At 70.5% G+C, this 16,959-nt stretch carries 14 protein-coding genes; 7 read left to right on the top strand and 7 right to left on the bottom strand.

The features are described 5' to 3' along the window. Window positions 1–3: 3 nt before the first annotated feature. Window positions 4–708 carry a mechanosensitive ion channel family protein gene (locus tag ABD747_RS03785; RefSeq protein WP_344801750.1) on the top strand — a complete coding sequence of 235 codons (705 nt, stop codon included), beginning with the start codon at window positions 4–6 and terminating at the stop codon, window positions 706–708. A gap of 71 nt (window positions 709–779) precedes the next feature. Here the strand turns inward: ABD747_RS03785 and ABD747_RS03780 are convergent, their stop codons facing one another. Beyond that, on the bottom strand, window positions 780–1,208 hold the full coding sequence (locus tag ABD747_RS03780) for an OsmC family protein (RefSeq protein WP_344801749.1): 429 nt from the start codon (window positions 1,206–1,208) through the stop codon (window positions 780–782). A gap of 247 nt (window positions 1,209–1,455) precedes the next feature. Between ABD747_RS03780 and ABD747_RS03775 the strand changes: the two genes are divergently transcribed. The 4 genes from ABD747_RS03775 to ABD747_RS03760 all read left to right on the top strand — a co-directional run bounded on the left by ABD747_RS03775 (window position 1,456) and on the right by ABD747_RS03760 (window position 6,185). Next, window positions 1,456–1,896, top strand: a complete 441-nt coding sequence (locus ABD747_RS03775; RefSeq protein WP_344801748.1) for a globin — start codon at window positions 1,456–1,458, stop codon at window positions 1,894–1,896. 136 nt (window positions 1,897–2,032) lie between these two features. Beyond that, window positions 2,033–3,880, top strand: a complete 1,848-nt coding sequence (ggt, locus tag ABD747_RS03770; RefSeq protein ID WP_344801747.1) for a gamma-glutamyltransferase — start codon at window positions 2,033–2,035, stop codon at window positions 3,878–3,880. 32 nt (window positions 3,881–3,912) lie between these two features. Beyond that, window positions 3,913–4,983, top strand: coding sequence for a phosphotransferase family protein (locus ABD747_RS03765; RefSeq protein ID WP_344801746.1), 1,071 nt, complete (start codon window positions 3,913–3,915; stop codon window positions 4,981–4,983). Next, a complete protein-coding gene (locus ABD747_RS03760; protein WP_344801745.1) occupies window positions 4,983–6,185 on the top strand; it encodes an acyl-CoA dehydrogenase family protein in 1,203 nt (400 codons plus the stop codon). The genes ABD747_RS03765 and ABD747_RS03760 overlap by 1 nt, the downstream gene beginning before the upstream one ends. 77 nt (window positions 6,186–6,262) lie before the next feature. On the opposite strand, the gene ABD747_RS03755 is transcribed toward ABD747_RS03760, so the two are convergent. From ABD747_RS03755 to ABD747_RS03730, 6 genes are all read right to left on the bottom strand, one after another. Further along, the gene (locus ABD747_RS03755) at window positions 6,263–7,000 is read right to left on the bottom strand and encodes an SDR family oxidoreductase (RefSeq protein WP_344801744.1); all 738 of its coding nucleotides are present in this window, start codon (window positions 6,998–7,000) and stop codon (window positions 6,263–6,265) included. 170 nt (window positions 7,001–7,170) lie between these two features. Continuing rightward, window positions 7,171–8,010 carry an acyl-CoA thioesterase gene (locus ABD747_RS03750; RefSeq protein WP_344801743.1) on the bottom strand — a complete coding sequence of 280 codons (840 nt, stop codon included), beginning with the start codon at window positions 8,008–8,010 and terminating at the stop codon, window positions 7,171–7,173. 240 nt (window positions 8,011–8,250) lie between these two features. Continuing rightward, window positions 8,251–10,059, bottom strand: a complete 1,809-nt coding sequence (locus ABD747_RS03745; RefSeq protein ID WP_344801742.1) for an AMP-dependent synthetase/ligase — start codon at window positions 10,057–10,059, stop codon at window positions 8,251–8,253. Between the two features lie 226 nt (window positions 10,060–10,285). After that, window positions 10,286–11,509 (bottom strand): acetyl-CoA C-acetyltransferase, encoded by a 1,224-nt coding sequence (locus ABD747_RS03740; protein ID WP_344801741.1) that lies wholly within the window; start codon window positions 11,507–11,509, stop codon window positions 10,286–10,288. 46 nt (window positions 11,510–11,555) lie between these two features. Then, window positions 11,556–12,701 (bottom strand): acyl-CoA dehydrogenase family protein, encoded by a 1,146-nt coding sequence (locus ABD747_RS03735; RefSeq protein WP_344801740.1) that lies wholly within the window; start codon window positions 12,699–12,701, stop codon window positions 11,556–11,558. A gap of 132 nt (window positions 12,702–12,833) precedes the next feature. Further along, window positions 12,834–13,379 (bottom strand): YceI family protein, encoded by a 546-nt coding sequence (locus ABD747_RS03730; RefSeq protein WP_344801739.1) that lies wholly within the window; start codon window positions 13,377–13,379, stop codon window positions 12,834–12,836. A 99-nt stretch (window positions 13,380–13,478) separates the two neighbouring features. On the opposite strand from ABD747_RS03730, the gene ABD747_RS03725 reads away from it, so the two are divergent. Then, complete coding sequence (locus ABD747_RS03725) at window positions 13,479–13,943, top strand: MarR family winged helix-turn-helix transcriptional regulator (protein WP_344801738.1); 465 nt, start codon at window positions 13,479–13,481, stop codon at window positions 13,941–13,943. A 183-nt stretch (window positions 13,944–14,126) separates the two neighbouring features. Then, a complete protein-coding gene (locus ABD747_RS03720) occupies window positions 14,127–16,940 on the top strand; it encodes an FAD-binding and (Fe-S)-binding domain-containing protein (RefSeq protein ID WP_425562477.1) in 2,814 nt (937 codons plus the stop codon). The last annotated feature ends 19 nt before the right edge of the window (window positions 16,941–16,959 follow it).

The raw sequence follows: 16,959 nt of genomic DNA, 5'->3' as shown, positions 1-16,959 counted from the left end.
GCCATGCCCAGTTGGCTGCCCAGCAACCTGGCCGAGGTGCCGACCTGGCCGCCGGTGCACATCCTGCTGCTGCTGCTGATCGCGGTCGCGGTCCGGTTCATCAGTCACCGGCTGATCGACCGGTCGGTCGAACGCTCGATCGCCAAGCCGGTGCGGTGGCGCCCGGCCCAGGCGCTCGAGTCGGCCTCCGGCTTGCCGGCGCAGCGGCGCAGTCAGCGGATCCGGGCGCTCGGCTCGCTCGCCAAGAGCCTGATCACCGTCACCGTGCTGCTGGTCACCCTGGTGATGGTGCTGTCCGAGCTCGGCTTCAACGTGACCGCCATCGTCGCCGGCACGTCCCTGGTCGCCGCCGCTGTCGCGTTCGGCACGCAGTCGATCGTCAAGGACCTGCTGTCCGGGATCTTCCTGCTGGTCGAGGACCAGCTGGGCGTGGGCGACTACGTCGACATGCAGCTCGCCACCGGCACGGTCGAGGAGATCGGGCTCCGTGTCACCCAGCTCCGGGCCGACGACGGCACGGTCTGGTACGTCCGCAACGGCGAGGTGCTCCGGCTCGCGAACCTCAGCAAGGGCGGTCCCGACCGGCCCGCGCCGGCGGTGCAGAACGTCGCTGTCCGGATGGTCCCGCCGGAGCCGCCCGCGCCGGCCGACCCGGCGGACGGAGACCCGGAGGCAGAGGACGCTGCGGGCGACGTCTCGCGCGCCTGACGGCACGCCGCGCAGCGGATGGACCCGTCGTTCGAGTAACCACGACGTGTCCATCCACTATGTCGCGGGCGTCACTCGTCGAGGGTCGCCTCCAGCGTGATCGTGGTGCCGGTGAGCGCCTGGCTGACCGGGCAGTTCTTCTTCGCACCCTCGGCGGCCTCGGCGAACTGTTCGGCGGTCAGCCCCGGCACCTTGGCGTGCACAGTGAGCTTGATCCCGGTGATGCCCTCACCGGGCTGGAAGGTCACGTCGGCCCGGGTGTCCACGGTCTCCGGCGGCGTGCCCGCACCGGCCAGCCCGTGCGACAGTGCCATCGAGAAGCAGGTCGAGTGGGCGGCGGCGATCAGCTCCTCCGGGCTGGTCTTGCCGTTGGCCTGCTCGGCGCGGGACGGCCAGTTCACCTCGAAGCTGCCCGTTCCGGACGAGACCAGCTCGACCTCGCCCTGGCCCTCCATCAGCGAGCCTTCCCAGTGGGCCTCGGCCGTCCTGACTGTTGCCATGCGTCTGTTCTCCTTCGGTTCGAGCTGGGCCGCAGGGGGCGCGGCGATGCTGACCAGCCCATCCTGCCAACCCGGAGACACACCAGCCGGAGCCGGGGTCGACTGCTCTGCGGGCCCGTTCCCTGATTTCGTCCCTCCAGTGGCACGAAACCGGCACCGATCGGGCCCGCAGGCGGCACTGGGGGGACGGAATCAGGGATTCGGTCGTGCGCCGGGCCGTTCGAGCGGATGCGGAACAATGGGGGCGATGTCCAGCACACCGGGTACGCCCTTCCAGCTCACGTTCTACGACGCCATCGGTGGTCACGACACCTTCGTGGCCCTGGTCAGACGCTTCTACGAAGGGGTCACCGGCGACCCCGAGCTGCGGGCGCTCTATCCGGAGGCCGACCTCGGTCCGGCCGAGGTCCGGCTGCGGATGTTCCTCGAGCAGTACTGGGGCGGACCGAGCACCTACAGCGAGCAGCGCGGGCACCCGCGGTTGCGGATGCGGCACGCGCCGTTCGCGGTGACCCCACGGATGCGCGACCACTGGCTGCGGCACATGCGGGTCGCGGTCGACTCGCTGGAGCTGTCGCCGGAGCACGACCAGGAGCTGTGGACCTATCTGGAGCGGGCGGCCTACTTCATGGTGAACACGCTCGACGAGGACGCCGCGGACTCCCCCGCCGGGCCGAGCCTGCTGTAGCCGCCGACCCGCGGCCGAGGCCCGGTCCCGGTCTTCATCGCCGGGAGGGCTGGACGCGCGCAGTGGATTCGGGCTAGGAAAGGGGTACCAGGTCGGAAAGATCCAGGGCCACCCCCAGCTCGAGGAGATTCTGCACATGCCCCGTCCCGCTGTACGTCCACTCGTCGTCTCCCTCAGCGCGCTGGCCTTGCTAGTCGCCGGGCTGTCCCCCGCGGAGGCGAAACCGGCACCCGCACCATCGGCTCCGCCCCAGGCCGGCTCCGGGGGGCGGGTGACCGAGAAGATCCCGGTCCAGTCCGGCTACGGCGGAGCGGTGGCCAGCGTCGATCCCGAGGCGACAGCGGCCGGCCTGAAGGTCCTGCGGAACGGCGGCAATGCGGTCGACGCGGCCGTCGCGACGGCAGCCGCGCTGGGCGTCACGGAGCCGTACTCGGCCGGGGTCGGCGGCGGCGGCTACTTCGTCTACTACAACGCCAAGACCCGCTCGGTGCAGACCATCGACGGCCGGGAGACTGCGCCGAAGTCGATGCCGCACGACGCGTTCATCGACCCGGCCACCGGCCAGCCCTATCCGTTCACACCACAACTGGTGACCAGCGGAGTGTCGGTCGGCGTGCCGGGCACGCCGGCCACCTGGGAGCGCGCCGTGAACCGTTGGGGTCGCAAGTCGCTGGCCCAGAACCTGAAGCCGGCCATCGACATCGCCACCCGCGGTTTCGTGGTCGACGCGACGTTCCGGCAGCAGACCCTGGACAACAAGCTCCGGTTCGAGGCGTTCCCGGCGACCGCGGCGCTCTATCTGCCGAACGGTGATGCCCCAGCAGTCGGCAGCGTATTCCGCAATCGGGACCTGGCGCGGACGTACCAGCTGATGGCGAAGCAAGGCGCGAAGGCCATCTATCACGGCCCGATCGCGAAGGAGATCGTCGACAACGTCCGGAACCCGCGGAAGTCGCCCACGACGACACTGCCGGTGCCCAAGGGCTACATGAAGCTGTCGGATCTGACCTCCTACCGGGCGCTGAACCAGAAGCCGACCCGGATCAGCTACCGCGGGCTGGACGTCTACTCGATGGCGCCGTCCTCCAGCGGCGGCACGACGGTCGGAGAGGCACTGAACATCCTCGAGACGAAGAAGTTCAGCTCGGCCGACCCCGGCCGGGCCCTGCACTACTACCTGGACGCCTCCGCGCTGGCCTTCGCGGACCGGAATGCCTACGTCGGTGACCCCGCCTTCGTCGACGTCCCGACCAAGACGCTGCTCTCCCAGCGCTTCGCGAACTCGCGCGCCTGCCTGATCCCGGACAGCACCCGGCTGGTGACGCCGGTGGCGCCGGGTGACCTGAACGGCACCGGGTGCAGCACGGCCAAGACCGCCGGGCACAACGAGCAGGGCATGTCCACGACCCACCTGGTCGCCTCAGATCGATGGGGCAATGTCGTGTCCTACACCCTGACCATCGAACAGACCGGAGGGTCGGGGATGCTCGTGCCGGGTCGCGGATTCCTGTTGAACAACGAGCTGACCGACTTCACGGCGGTGTGGGCCGCGGCCGATCCGAACCGGATCGAGCCCGGCAAGCGGCCGCGGTCGTCGATGTCCCCGACCATCGTGCTGCGCAACGGCAAGCCCTATCTGGCGGTCGGGTCGCCCGGCGGATCGACCATCATCACCACGGTGCTGCAGACGCTGGTGAACCGGATCGACCTCGGCATGACGCTGCCGCAGGCGGTGGCCGCACCGCGCGCGTCACTGCGGAACACGGCGACGGTGACCGCGGAGCCGCCGTTCATCGACGCGTACTCCTCGGCGCTCACCCCGTACGGGTACACGCTCACGCCGAGCGGCGACGCCTTCACCAGCGCGGCCGAGATCGGTGCCGTCGCGGCCCTGGAGTTCAAGCGGCACGGCCTCGTCCAGGCCGTCGCCGAACCGACCCGCCGCGGCGGCGGGTCGGCCGGAGTGGTCTATCCGGTTCGCTGAGGCCGCGGACGCAACCCGGTACGCTCCGGCGCATGGCAGCGCCGCCGCTCGACCGTGGATCGGTCCCCGACTCCGACGTACCCGGTTTGGACGTATCCGGGCTGCGCACCTGGCTGGACGCCGCCCACCCGGAGCTGTCCGCCGGTGAGCTCGGCGCCCGGCTGATCGCGGGCGGGCGGTCCAACCTGACCTACGCGATCGAGGGGGCCCGGATCCCGCTCGTGCTGCGCCGGCCGCCGCTCGGCCACGTGCTGTCCAGCGCCCACGACATGCGGCGCGAGCACCGGGTGATCTCGGCCCTGGCCGGATCGGCCGTCCCGGTGCCGATCGCCATCGATCTGGTCGACGACACCGAGACCGGCGAGATCACCGGAACGGTGTTCTTGCTGATGGAGCGCGCCCCCGGGGTCGTAGTCGCCCGCCGTGAGCAGAACGCGGCCCTCGGTGCCGCCGGCGTCCGGGCGCTGAGCGTGGCGCTGATCGACCACCTGGCCGACCTGCATGCGATCGACCCGGCGGACGTCGGCCTCGCCGACTTCGGCCGGCCGGACGGCTACCTGGACCGCCAACTGTCCACCTGGCGCCGCCAGCTCGCTGCCTCCCGGTCCCGCGAGCTGCCCGCGCTGACCGAGCTGGAGGCGAGCCTGGGTGACGTCCCGCACGGTGCTCGCTCGGGCATCGTGCACGGCGACTACCGGCTCGACAACGTCTTGGTGGTCGGTTCCGGTGAGCAGCCGCTCGTGTCGGCGATCCTGGACTGGGAGATGGCGACCCTCGGTGACCCGCTGGTCGACCTGGGCATCTTCGCGCTCTACTGGCACATCGCCGAGTTGCCGGGCGGCTTCGCGGGCGTGGTTCCCAGCGCCGTCGATCCTGGGGCCGGCTACCCGAGCTTCACCGAGCTGCTCGCCCGTTATGCCGCGCGGTCCGGGATCGACCTGCCGGACCTGGGCTGGTACCGCGGGTTCGCTGCGTTCAAGCTCGCCGTCATCCTGGAGGGCATCCACTACCGCTATCTCGCCGGCGAGACCGTCGGTGAGGGATTCGAGCGGATGGGCTCGCTGGTCGAGCCCCTGGCCCGGCACGGACTGGAGGCACGCTGATGGACTTCGCCGCGGACGTACGCACGACCGAGCTGAGGGAACGCAGCCGGGCCTTCGTCGACGAGCACGCGATCCCGGCCGAGCCGATCCTGGATCGCCAGCTCGCGCAGGCTCCGCAGGCGTGGGGCCCGCCGCCGATCGTCGACGAGCTGCGCGCCCTTGCCCGCGCGCAGGGCCTGTGGAACCTGTTCCTGCCCGGCGAGCGCGGTGCGGGGCTGACCAACCTGCAGTACGCCCCGATCGCCGAGATCACCGGTTGGAGCCTGCGGCTGGCACCGGTCGCGTTCAACTGCAGCGCGCCGGACACCGGCAACATGGAGGTGCTGAACGACTTCGGCACCCCGGAGCAGCGGGAGCGCTGGTTGGAGCCCCTGCTGGACGCGCGGATCCGGTCCGCGTTCTGCATGACCGAGCCCGACGTCGCGTCCTCCGACGCGACCAACATCGCCACCCGGATCCGGCGCGACGGGGATCACTACGTGATCGACGGTCGCAAGTGGTGGTCGACCGGGGCGATGAACCCGGACGCCGCGATCTTCATCGTGATGGGCAAGACCGATCCGGACGCGGCCCGCCACCGGCAGCAGTCGATGATCCTGGTGCCGCGGGACACCCCGGGGGTCGAGGTGGTCCGGCCACTGACGGTGTTCGGCTACGACGATCGCGACCACGGCGGGCACGCCGAGGTGGCCTTCACCGGCGTCCGGGTGCCGGCGGCGAACCTGATCGCCGGAGAGGGCGACGGCTTCGCGATCGCCCAGGCTCGGCTCGGACCCGGTCGGATCCACCACTGCATGCGCGCCATCGGGGTCGGCGAGCGCGCCCTGTCCCTGGTCAGGGAGCGCGCGAACGCGCGGGTAGCGTTCGGCCGCTCGCTGGCCGAGCAGGGCGTGATCCGGGAGTGGGTGGCGGAGTCCCGGATCCAGCTCGAGGCGCTGCGGCTGCTCGTGCTGAAGACCGCCTGGCTGATGGACACGGTCGGCAACAAGCGGGCGACGACCGAGATCGCCGCGATCAAGATCGCCGTCCCGCGGGCGGTGCAGCAGATCGTCGACAGGGCGATCCAGGTATTCGGCGGCGCGGGGGTGTCCGCGGACACGCCGCTGGCCGGGCTGTACGCGGCGATCCGGTCGCTGCGGCTCGCCGACGGACCGGACGAGGTGCACCTGAACAGCCTCGGCCGCGCGGAGCTGCGGCTCTGAGGGTTCGCTCGGGGGGTCGTCGACGGCGCTCAGCCGATCGAGCGGCGCGACGCTCAGGCAATCGAGCGGAGCGGCGCTCAGCCGATCGAGCGGAGCGATGCCCCGCCGTCGATGACCACGGTCTGCCCGGTGACCCAGGCCGCGTCGTCGCTGAGCAGGAAGCAGACCGGTCCGGCCACGTCGTCCGGCTCGCCGAGCCGGCGCAGCGGGTAGGGCGCGACGGCCTGCTCCTCGCGGCCCTCGTACAGCGCACGGGCGAAGGCGGTCCTGACCACCGCCGGCGCCACCGCGTTGACCCGAACCTCGGGCGCGAGCTCTGCGGCCAGCTGTGTGGTCAGGTTGATCAGGGCCGCCTTGGAGACGCCGTACATCGCGATGTTCGGGCTCGCCGAGACGCCGGCGATCGAGGAGATGTTGACCACCGAGCGGAGGGTTCCGGTCGCCACCGCGTCCCGGGTCCAGGCCAGCGCGGACAAGACGTTGACGTCGAGGATCTTGCGGGCGGCGCCCGGATCCACGTCGAGCAGCGGGCCGTACGCCGGGTTGATGCCGGCGTTGTTCACCAGCTGGTCGAGCCGGCCGTAGCGCTGTGCCAGGTGTGCGAACACGGCCGCCCGGTGTTCGGGGTCGTCGGCCCGGCCCGCTACTCCACTGGCCGCCTCGCCCAGCTCCGCGACGGCCGCATCCAGCGCCTCGCTCTTCCGGCCGGTGATCACCACCCGACCGCCCTCGGCCACTATCCGGCGAGCGATCGCGAACCCGATCCCCCTGCTCGCCCCGGTGATCAGCGCTACCCGGCCCTCGAACCTCTGCACACCACCATCTATCCCCAAACGGGTCGCTCACGGCAACTCGGGGGCTCGCTCACGATCGTGAACTGGGCTGCCTGACGCATTTCGCGCGCTCGATCACCGTTCGGTGCCCGAATCGGGCCCGAACGCGATTCGAGAGCCCGAAATGCGACCCCAGAGCCCACGCGGGTTGCTCAGCCGGTGGCGTAGCGGGCGAGCGTGGCGCGCTGGTCGTCGGTCAGTGGGGACGGGCTGACCAGGACGGTGCGGGCGGTGGCGTAGACGGTGTCGGTGGCCGGGTCGCGCAGCTCGACGCTGAGCGTGATCGAGCGGGTCCCGACCTGCGCGACCCCGGTCGCGACCTCGTACGGCGGCAGCCGGAAGTCGAGCGGGCGGAGGTACTCCAGGTCCTGGCGAGCGATCACCCACACCTCTCCCCCGGCGCGGGAGCTGTCCGTCGGGAAGCCCAGCGCCTCCGCCATCAGGGCCAGGCGCGCCTCCTGCGCGTAGTCGTAGAACTTCACGTTGTTGACATGACCGTAGGAGTCCAGGTCCGACCACCGGACCCGGATCGGGAAGCGGTGCGGGTGCTTCCCGACGGACACCTTCGGCAACCGCCGCAGCGCTACGCCCGTCTCCAGCCGGGCGGCGAACTCCGCCCGCTCCTCCGGCAGCAGCCGGCGCAGCGAGGCGCGAGTGAGGTCGTACGCGACCCCGACCGTCCGCGCCCGCCCGGTCAGCCGGTGGGCATGGGAGATGTCGTACCCGATCTCGAACCGGCTGCCACCGACGGACTCGACCCAGAGCTCGAGCTCGACCGGCGCACCGTCGTAGTGGATCGGCGCCAGGTATTCCACCTGGTGGCTCGCCACCAGCACCCCGGTCGCCAGCAGTTGGTGCATGACCGGAGGTCCGGTCAGCAAGAACTCGACCCGGGCCTCCTGCAGGTATTCCAGCAGGACGGCGTTGTTGACGTGCCCCTGGGCGTCCAGATCGCCCCAGCGCATCGGGCAGCTGTAGTGGAACCGGGTCACGCCCGCATCCTCGCAGAGGGCGGACCGAGCGCCGGGGCCCGGGACGCCGAATGCGCACCGGCTCTGGCGGCCACCCGTGCCGGCTTCGCTCGCCTTGCGCCTACTTCGCGCGTGCAGCTTCTCGCGCGAAGTGGGTGGAAAGCACGCGAAGAGGCGAGGGCCGGCCGCGCTGCGGCCGCGAGTGAGGGCGAAAGTGAGGGTCACCGCGGCGCGCAGCGGGCGCGAGACCGCCAGCTCGAACTAGTCCGAATAGAGCGAGTCGAGGACGTCGGCGTACTTCTTTTCGACGACCTTGCGGCGGATCTTCAGGCTCGGCGTGACCTCGCCCTCCTCCACCGTCAGCTCACCGCCGAGGATCTCGAACTTCTTGATCGTCTCCCAGCGCTCCAGCTGTTTGTTGGCCTGCGTGACGTAGCCCTCGATCAGCTCCCTGACCGCTGGGTCCTGCGAGAGCGCGGCCGGATCGGGATCCTTGCCGTTCGCGGTCGCCCACTCCCCGATGGCGTCCGGGTCGAGGGTGAACAAGGCGCTGACGTACTTGCGGCCCTCGCCGTGCACGACCACCTGGCTGATGTAGGGGCAGGCGGTCTTGACCGCCGCCTCGACCTTCTGCGGCGCGACGTACTTCCCGCCGGAGGTCTTGATCAGATCCTTTTTCCGGTCGGTGATCCGCAGATAACCGGAGTCGTCGACCTCACCGATGTCGCCGGTGTGGAACCAGCCGTCGACCAGCGTCTCGGCCGTCGCCTCGTCGAGGTTGTGATAGCCCCGCATCACGCCGGGGCCCTTCACCAAGATCTCGCCGTCGTCGGCGATCTTCACTTCGGTGCCGGGCACCGGCGGACCGACGGTGCCGAACCGGGTGGCCCGCGGGTTGTTCACGAACGTCGCGGCGCTGGTCTCGGTCAGCCCGTAGCCCTCCAGCACCAGCAGGCCGGCGGAATAGAACCACTCCTGCACCTCGCGGCTCAGCGCCGCCGAACCGGAGACGAAGAAGCGGATCCGGCCGCCCATCCGGTCCTTGATCTTGCTGAAGACGAGCTTGTCCGCGAGCGCCTGTTGTGCCCCGAGAAGACCGGTCGGCTTCTCGCCGCGGAGCCGCATCGGCATCGTCTTGCGGCCGACGCCGAACGCCCAGTCCGAGATCTTGCCCTTCACCCCGCCCGACGCGGTCATCATCACCCGGGCCCGCACCTTCTCGAAGATGCGTGGGGCGCCGGCCATGAACGTCGGGTTGACCGCAGCCAGGTTGTCGACGATCTTGTCGATCTGGCCGTCCACCGCGGTGGCGAACCCGATCCGCAGCTGGATCGCGATCAGCGCCTTGCCGAAGACGTGGCTGAGCGGGAGCCAGAGGTACTGCAGGTCGTCGGGGCTGATGATGTCGTATTCCTCGATCGACACGCCCTCGTACGTCCAGCAGTCCTGGACCAGCCGCACGCCCTTCGGCCGCCCGGTGGTGCCGGAGGTGTAGATCAGCGTCGCCAGGTGATCGGGGCCGAGGGCCGCGATCGCGGACTCGACACAGCCCGGGTCGGCCGCGAGCTGGTCCCGGCCGCTGGCCAGGAAGTCCGACCAGCCCGTCACCTTGGGATGGTCGACGCGGCCGTCGATCTGGATGATCTGGATCAGCTCGGGCAGCTCGTCGAGATGGTCGAGCAGTTTGGCCACCTGGCTGTCGTCCTCGGCGAAGACCGCCTTCGACTCCGAGTCGCCCAGGATGAACGCGACGTCCTCGTGCTGCGTGGTCGGATAGACCGTGGTCGTCGCGCCGCCCGCGCACATGATGCCGAGGTCGGCGAGGATCCACTCGACCCGGGTGCTGGAGGCGATCGCCACCCGATCCTCGCGCTGCAGGCCGAGCGCGAGCAGGCCGGCGGCCAGCTCGAACACCTTGTCCTTGGTCTGGTTCCAGGTCAGCGACACCCACCGGCTGCCGTCGAGATAGCGGAACGCCTCGTCCGGGCCGGACGCCCGGACCCGGTCCAGCAGCATCGCTCCGACCGACGGCGGACGCGTTGCCAACCGCTCGGCGAGGGTATCGGTCATCGGTGAGGCCTCCGTGCCTGCTCGGGATGGTCGGGGCAGAGCCGACCCGCAGTCCAACCGACGCAGCGTTGCGAGCCGAGACCGCCAGCCCCGCTCGCGGTCGTTGTGGAAAGCCTAGCCAACCCCGCACAGATGTGGCACCGGCCACAGCAGAACTCACGCGTGGCAGGTGAGGCGCGGCTACCGCTGAGCGAGCGCTCAGCCCGGCACGCTCAGCCCGGCACGCTCAGCTCAGCCGCTCCAGAATCACGGCCATCCCCTGACCGCCGCCGACACACATGGTCTCCAGCCCGAACTGAGCGTCCCGGAGCTGCATGGCGTTGACCAGGGTCGTCATGATCCGGGCTCCGGTCGAGCCGAACGGGTGACCCAAGGCGATCGCGCCGCCGTGCACGTTCAGCCGGTCGATGTCGATCTTCAGCTCCTGCGCGCTGGCCAGCACCTGGACGGCGAACGCCTCGTTGATCTCGATCAGGTCGATGTCGGAGATGTCCATCCCGGCGTTCGCGAGCGCCCGGCGGCTGGACTCGACCGGGCCGAGGCCCATGATCTCGGGGCTCAGCCCGCTGACTCCGGTGGCGACGATCCGCGCCAGCGGGGTCAATCCGAGCTCGGCCGCCCGGGTATCGCTCATGATCACGACAGCGGCGGCGCCGTCGTTGAGCGGGCAGCAGTTGCCCGCGGTGACGGTGCCGTCGGCGCGGAACACCGGCTTCAGCGCGGACACGCCCTCGATGGTGACTCCGGCGCGTGGCCCGTCGTCGGCACTGACCACCCGGCCGTCCGGCAGCGTGACCGGCTCGATCTCACGGGCGAACACGCCGGCGGCGATGGCCGCCTCGGCATTGTTCTGGGAGCGGACGCCGAACTCGTCCTGTTCCCGGCGAGAGATGCCCCGTGCGGTGGCGACGTTCTCCGCGGTCTGGCCCATCGCGATGTAGACATCGGGTAGCAGCCCGTCCTCGCGCGGATCGTGCCAGCGCGCGTTGCTCGCCGCCGTGGCCAGGGTGCGGGCCTCGGCTTCGGCGAAGACCGGGTTGTGCGTGTCGACCGGGTCGACTCCGGCGGACCCGAAGCCGCGATAGCGGGACACGCACTCGACGCCGGCCGAGACGTACGCATGACCCTCGCCGGCCTTGATGGCGTGGAACGCCATCCGCGCGGTCTGCACGCTGGACGCGCAGAACCGGTTGACGGTGGCGGCCGGGACGCCGTCGAGCCCGAGCTGCACGGCCACCCGGCGAGCGATGTTGCCGCCCTGCTCGTCGCGCGGCTCGGCGCAGCCGAGATAGAGGTCGTCCAGCGTGGCCGGATCCAATCCCGGCACCTTCGCCAGCGCGGCCTCGATCACGCCGGCGGCGAGGTCGTCTGGACGTACGTCCACCAGCGAGCCCTTGCCCGCGCGGCCGATCGGCGTCCTGGCGGTGGAGACGATGACGGCCTCAGGCATCGGTACGCTCCCTGAGCCTGTCGAAGGGCATGGTCATGTGCACTCCTTACAGGCCGAGGTCCCGGCCGATGAGTTCCTTCATGATCTCGTTCGAGCCGGCCCAGATCTTGCTCACCCGCGCGTCCTGCCAGGCCCGGGCGACCCGGTATTCGTTCATGTAGCCGTAGCCGCCCCAGAGCTGGACGCAGGCGTCGAGGACGTCGTTCTGCACCTGGGCGGAGAACCACTTGGCCTTGGCCGCGTCGACCGCGGACAGGGTGCCGTTCACCTGCTCCAGCACGGCCGTGTCGACGAAGGCCTGGGTGACCTCGACGGTGGTGACGAGCTCGGCGAGCCGGTGCTTGTTGGCCTGGAACGAGCCGACCGGCTGGCCGAACGCCTTGCGCTCCTTCACGTACTCGAGCGTCTCGTCGAGGATCTGCCGGGCGTGGGAGAGATTGTTGACGGCTGAGCCGATCCGCTCGCCGACCAGCCGCTGCATCATGTAGATGAAGCCCAGGTCGGGCTGACCGATCACGTTCTCGTCGGAGATCCGGACATCGGCGAAGAAGAGCTCGGAGGTGTCGGCCTCGGGCTGGCCGACCTTGTCCAGCCGGCGGCCTCGCTCGAAGCCGGGCATCCCGGCCTCGACGCCGAACAACGTGATCCCCTTGGCGCCCTTCTCCGGGCTGGTCCGGGCCGCGACCAGGACGAGATCGGCGGAGTAGCCGTTGGTGATGAAGGTCTTGGAGCCGTTCAGCACCCAGCCGTCGCCGTCGCGGACGGCGGTCGTCTTGAGGGCGGCGAGATCGGAGCCGCCGGACGGCTCGGTCATCGCGATCGCGGTGATCAGCTCACCGGAGCAGAACTTCGGCAGCCAGCGCTGCTTCTGCTCCTCGGTGCACAGATCCACCAGATAAGGGGCGACGCAGTCGGAGTGGATGCCGACGCAGGAGGAGTAGGCGAAGGACAGCTTGGACAGCTCCTCGGCCAGGATCATGCTGAACCGGGGATCGCCGACGCTGGACCCGCCGTACTCCTCGGGGATGTTCAGCCCGAGTAGGCCCTGCTTGCCCAGCTCCAGCCACATCTGCCGGCCGAAACCGTGCTCGGCCGCGTGCTTTTCCTGGTTGGGGCGGAGCTTGCGGTCCACGAACGTCCGGCAGGTGTCGCGGAATGCGTCGTGGTCCTCGTCGAAAATCGTGCGCTTCATCGCCACCCCGGTCTCGCTTATTACTGACGAGTAACCAGGGTACCTCGCAGCGGCAGCGCGGGCGACCGGTCTCCCCCAGATCCGGCCGCCCGCTGTCCGCGAGCCTCGGGCCCTTGCCGGGCCGCCGGCGACTCAGGCCTTGGTGGCCTGGATGGCGAGGGTGATCTCCACCTTGTCGCCGACGAGGAACTTGCCGCCCTCGAGGGCCTGGTTCCACTTCACACCGAACTCGGTCCGGTTGATCGAGGTGGTGGCCTCGGCGCCCAGCTTGGTCTGACCCCACGGGTCGGACTCGACGCCGAGGAACTCCGCGGCCAGGTCGACCGACTTGGTGATCCCGTTGATGGTCAGATCACCGGTGATGACGTAGCCGTCGGCGCTTTCGGTGATCTTGGTGCTGACGAACCGCAGCTCTCCGCCCTTCTCCGGGTCGAAGAAGTCGGCAGAGCGGAGGTGGGCGTCACGCTGCTCGTTGTTGGTGGTGATCGAGCCGCTCTTGATGGTCACCTCGACGGTCGAGTCGAGGATGTTCTCGGCGGTGGTGATGGTGCCGGAGAAGTCGGTGAACGAACCGCGCACCTTGCTCATCAGGTGGCGAACGGTGAAGCCGGCCTCGGAGTGCGAGAGGTCGATGTTCCACGTGCCGGCGACGATTCCGGTCTGCACGTCCTGGCTCATGATGGGGGCTTCCTTTCGGAGGATTGGTTGATATTTCAACTACATTCACTGTAGCTCGCCTCAGTTGAAGTGTCAACTTTTGCTGCTACTGTGATTGTCATGATCGCCGAAGGGGAGCCACGCTGGCTAACCGCTGATCAGCAGCGGGTCTGGCGAGCGTACCTGCTCGGGGCCGCCCGGCTGACCGAGGCGCTGGATGCGGACCTTCGGCAGTTCGACGTGGACCTGCCGGAGTACGAGATCCTCGTCACGCTGTCCGAGGCGCCGGAGCGCCAGCTGCGGATGTCGGAGCTGGCTACGGCGGTGCACCAGTCGCGATCCCGGCTGACCCACACGATCTCGCGGATGGAGCGGGACAAGCTGGTCGAGCGAGTCGGCTGTCCGACGGACCGACGCGGCGTCTGGGCGACGCTGACCGAAACGGGAATGGATCGGCTCCGGACCGCCGCCCCGTGCCACGTGGCCGCGGTTCGCCAGCTCTTCGTCGACGCCGTCGATCCGCAGGACTACGCGGCGCTGGGTCGCGCCTTCGAGGCCGTGATCAACGCCACCGAGCCGGGCTGAGCGCCGGTCGGATCGCCCGCCTCTCCCTGATTCCGTCCCGCTGATCGCGGCTGAGCTGCCCGATCGGGCCGGTTTCGTGTCACTCGGGGGAGCAAATCAGGGAACGGGCGGGTGTGGTGTCCGTGACGGGATCGTGCTCGCGGTGCGCTGTCCGGGCGAACCTAGGATCACACCGTGACCGCGATCGCGCTGCCGGAGCAGACCGCCGAGCTCGCCTCCGCGCTCGCCCGGCACGGCATCGAGCAGGTGCTGGACACCTCGACCCTGGCGCGCGCGCTGTATTCCACCGACGCCTCGCTGTATCGGGTCGTGCCCCAGGCCGTGGCGCGGCCACGGACCATCGACGAGCTCGCCGCGGTGCTGGACGCCGCGCGCGCGGTCGGGATGCCGATCACCACGCGCGGAGCCGGTACGTCCTGCGCGGGCAACGCGGTCGGGCCCGGTCTGGTCGTCGACACCGCGCGGCACCTGAACACGATCGTCTCGATCGACCCCGAGGCCCGGACCGCGGTCGTACAGCCGGGCGTGGTCCAGGCGCTGCTGACCAGGGCCGGGTCGGCGTACGGCCTGCGCTTCGGCCCGGACCCCTCGACCCACACCCGCTGCACGATCGGCGGGATGATCGGCAACAACGCGTGCGGTCCGCGCGCGCTCGGCTACGGCCGGAGCGCGGACAACGTGATCGGGCTGGAGGTGATCACCGGCACCGGTGAGCAGCTGCGCCTCGACGCCGCGACGGCCAGGGAATCCTCGTCCTCGCTGGCGGCGCTCGGCCGGGTCGTGGACGGCGCGCTGGGCACGATCCGGACCGAGTTCGGGCGGTTCGGCCGGCAGGTCTCGGGCTACAGCCTGGAGCACCTGCTGCCGGAGAACCGCTTCGCGGTCGCTCGCTTCCTGGCCGGGACCGAAGGGACCCTGGCCGTCATCACCGAGGCGACGGTCCGGCTGGTCGACGACCCCCCGCACAAGCTGATGGTCGCGCTCGGCTATCCCAGCATGGCCGACGCCGGTGACGCGGCGGCGGTGATCACCGAGTTCTCCCCCACCGCGGCCGAGGGGCTGGACCGGCGGATCGTGGACGTGGTCGCCCGCCGGCTCGGACCGGCCGCCGTGCCGCCGCTGCCGCGTGGAGACGGCTGGATGTTCGTCGAGCTCGTCGGTGACGACCCCGGCGAGCTGGGATCCCGGGCGCGACGGCTGATCGCGGCGGCCGGCGCGCTTGAGGGATACGTCGTCGAGGACCCGCTCGAAGCCGCGGCGCTGTGGAAGATCCGCGAGGACGGTGCCGGCCTGGCCGGGGTGAGTCTGCCGACCCCGGCGTACGCGGGCTGGGAGGACGCGGCGGTGCCACCGGCCAAGCTCGGCGCCTACCTCCGCGACTTCGACGCGCTGATGACCGAGCGCGGGCTGCTGGGCCTGCCGTACGGCCACTTCGGCGACGGCTGCGTCCACATCCGAATCGACTTCCCACTCACCTCGCCGGGCGGATCGGAGCTCTATCGCGAGTTCATCGAGGCCGCCGCCGACCTGGTGGCGGGCTACGGCGGCTCGATGTCCGGCGAACACGGTGACGGCCGGGCCCGGTCGGCGCTGCTGCCGAGGATGTACTCTCCGGCGGCGCTCGAGCTGTTCGGCCAGGTGAAGGCGGTGTTCGACCCGCAGAACCTGATGAACCCCGGGGTGCTGGTCGACCCGCGACCGATCGACGCCGACCTGCGGGCGGTGGCGCTGGTCGGCCGGGAGTCACGCTTCGCGGCCGAGGTGCACCGTTGCACCGGCGTCGGCAAGTGCCTGGCGAACACGACCGCCGGGCTCGGGGTGATGTGCCCGTCGTTCCAGGCGACCCGCGAGGAGAAGGACTCGACCCGTGGCCGGGCCCGGGTGCTGCAGGAGATGGTCCGGTCGAATTCCTCCGGGCTGGCGCCCGGGGGCACCCTGGTCGACGGCTGGCGCTCGCCGGAGGTGCACGCCGCGCTCGACCTCTGCCTGTCCTGCAAGGGCTGCGCCCGGGACTGCCCGACCGGGATCGACATGGCGACGTACAAGTCGGAGGTGCTGGACCGGACCTGGAAGGGACGGCTGCGCCCACGCAGCCACTACGCGCTCGGCTGGCTGCCGCGCTGGGGACGGTTGATCACCCGCGCCCGGGTGCTGGCGCCGCTGGTCAACGCCGTCACCGCGACCCCGGGACTGCGCAACCTGGTCCGCTGGAGCGCGGGGGTGGACCAGCGGCGGAACCTGCCGCGGTTCTCGGCGCGATCGGCCCGGTCCCGGATGCCCAAGATGGTCGGCGAGGGTACGCCGGTGGTGGTCTGGGTCGACTCGTTCTCCGACTGCTTCACCGGCGGCGGTGTCGAGGCGGTCGTCGCGGTGCTGGAGTCGGCGGGCTATGCGCCGCGGTTCCTCGAGCGAAACGCCTGCTGCGGGCTGACCTGGATCTCGACCGGTCAGCACGACGGGGCCCGGCGCCAGCTCCGGCACGCGCTGGACGTGCTGCACCCGATCGCGGCCGCCGGCACCCCGATCGTCGGCCTCGAGCCGTCCTGTACGGCGGTCTGGCGCAGCGACGCGGCGGAGTTGCTGCCCGGTGATCCGCGCGTGCCGACCGTCGGTTCGGCGGTCGTCACCCTGGCCGAGCTGCTCAGCGCCACGCCGGCCTGGGCGCCGCCGGACCTGTCCGGGGTCGAGCTGGTGGTGCAGCCGCACTGCCACCACGCGTCGATCCTGGGCTGGCAGACCGATGCCGCGCTGCTCGCCCGGACCGGGGCAACCGTCACCACCGTCGGCGGCTGCTGCGGGCTGGCCGGCAACTTCGGGGTCGAGAAGGGGCACTACGAGGTGTCGGTCAAGGTGGCCGAGCACGACCTGCTGCCCGCCGTGCGCGCCCGGCCCGATGCCGTGGTGCTCGCCGACGGGTTCTCCTGCCGGACCCAGCTCGCCGAGCTCGCGGACCGCACGGCCGTCACGCTGGCCGAACTGCTGGCGGGCCGGTTCTGAGCGCGGTCGCACAAGTGTC

The sequence above is a fragment of the Microlunatus ginsengisoli genome (assembly GCF_039537205.1).
GTDB lineage: Bacteria > Actinomycetota > Actinomycetes > Propionibacteriales > Propionibacteriaceae > Microlunatus > Microlunatus ginsengisoli.
Note: the sequence above shows the minus strand (reverse complement) of the source record. Positions and strands in the feature narration are given on the sequence as shown.

Excerpts from the sequence above, each read along its gene's own strand:
- ABD747_RS03760 (WP_344801745.1), top strand. The coding sequence starts at position 4,983 with ATGGACTTCGCCGCGGACGTACGCACGACCGAGCTGAGGGAACGCAGC.
- ABD747_RS03745 (WP_344801742.1), bottom strand. The coding sequence starts at position 10,059 with ATGACCGATACCCTCGCCGAGCGGTTGGCAACGCGTCCGCCGTCGGTC.
- ABD747_RS03740 (WP_344801741.1), bottom strand. The coding sequence starts at position 11,509 with ATGCCTGAGGCCGTCATCGTCTCCACCGCCAGGACGCCGATCGGCCGC.
- ABD747_RS03765 (WP_344801746.1), top strand. The coding sequence starts at position 3,913 with ATGGCAGCGCCGCCGCTCGACCGTGGATCGGTCCCCGACTCCGACGTA.
- ABD747_RS03775 (WP_344801748.1), top strand. The coding sequence starts at position 1,456 with ATGTCCAGCACACCGGGTACGCCCTTCCAGCTCACGTTCTACGACGCC.
- ABD747_RS03735 (WP_344801740.1), bottom strand. The coding sequence starts at position 12,701 with ATGAAGCGCACGATTTTCGACGAGGACCACGACGCATTCCGCGACACC.
- ggt (WP_344801747.1), top strand. The coding sequence starts at position 2,033 with ATGCCCCGTCCCGCTGTACGTCCACTCGTCGTCTCCCTCAGCGCGCTG.
- ABD747_RS03725 (WP_344801738.1), top strand. The coding sequence starts at position 13,479 with ATGATCGCCGAAGGGGAGCCACGCTGGCTAACCGCTGATCAGCAGCGG.
- ABD747_RS03785 (WP_344801750.1), top strand. The coding sequence starts at position 4 with ATGCCCAGTTGGCTGCCCAGCAACCTGGCCGAGGTGCCGACCTGGCCG.
- ABD747_RS03730 (WP_344801739.1), bottom strand. The coding sequence starts at position 13,379 with ATGAGCCAGGACGTGCAGACCGGAATCGTCGCCGGCACGTGGAACATC.
- ABD747_RS03780 (WP_344801749.1), bottom strand. The coding sequence starts at position 1,208 with ATGGCAACAGTCAGGACGGCCGAGGCCCACTGGGAAGGCTCGCTGATG.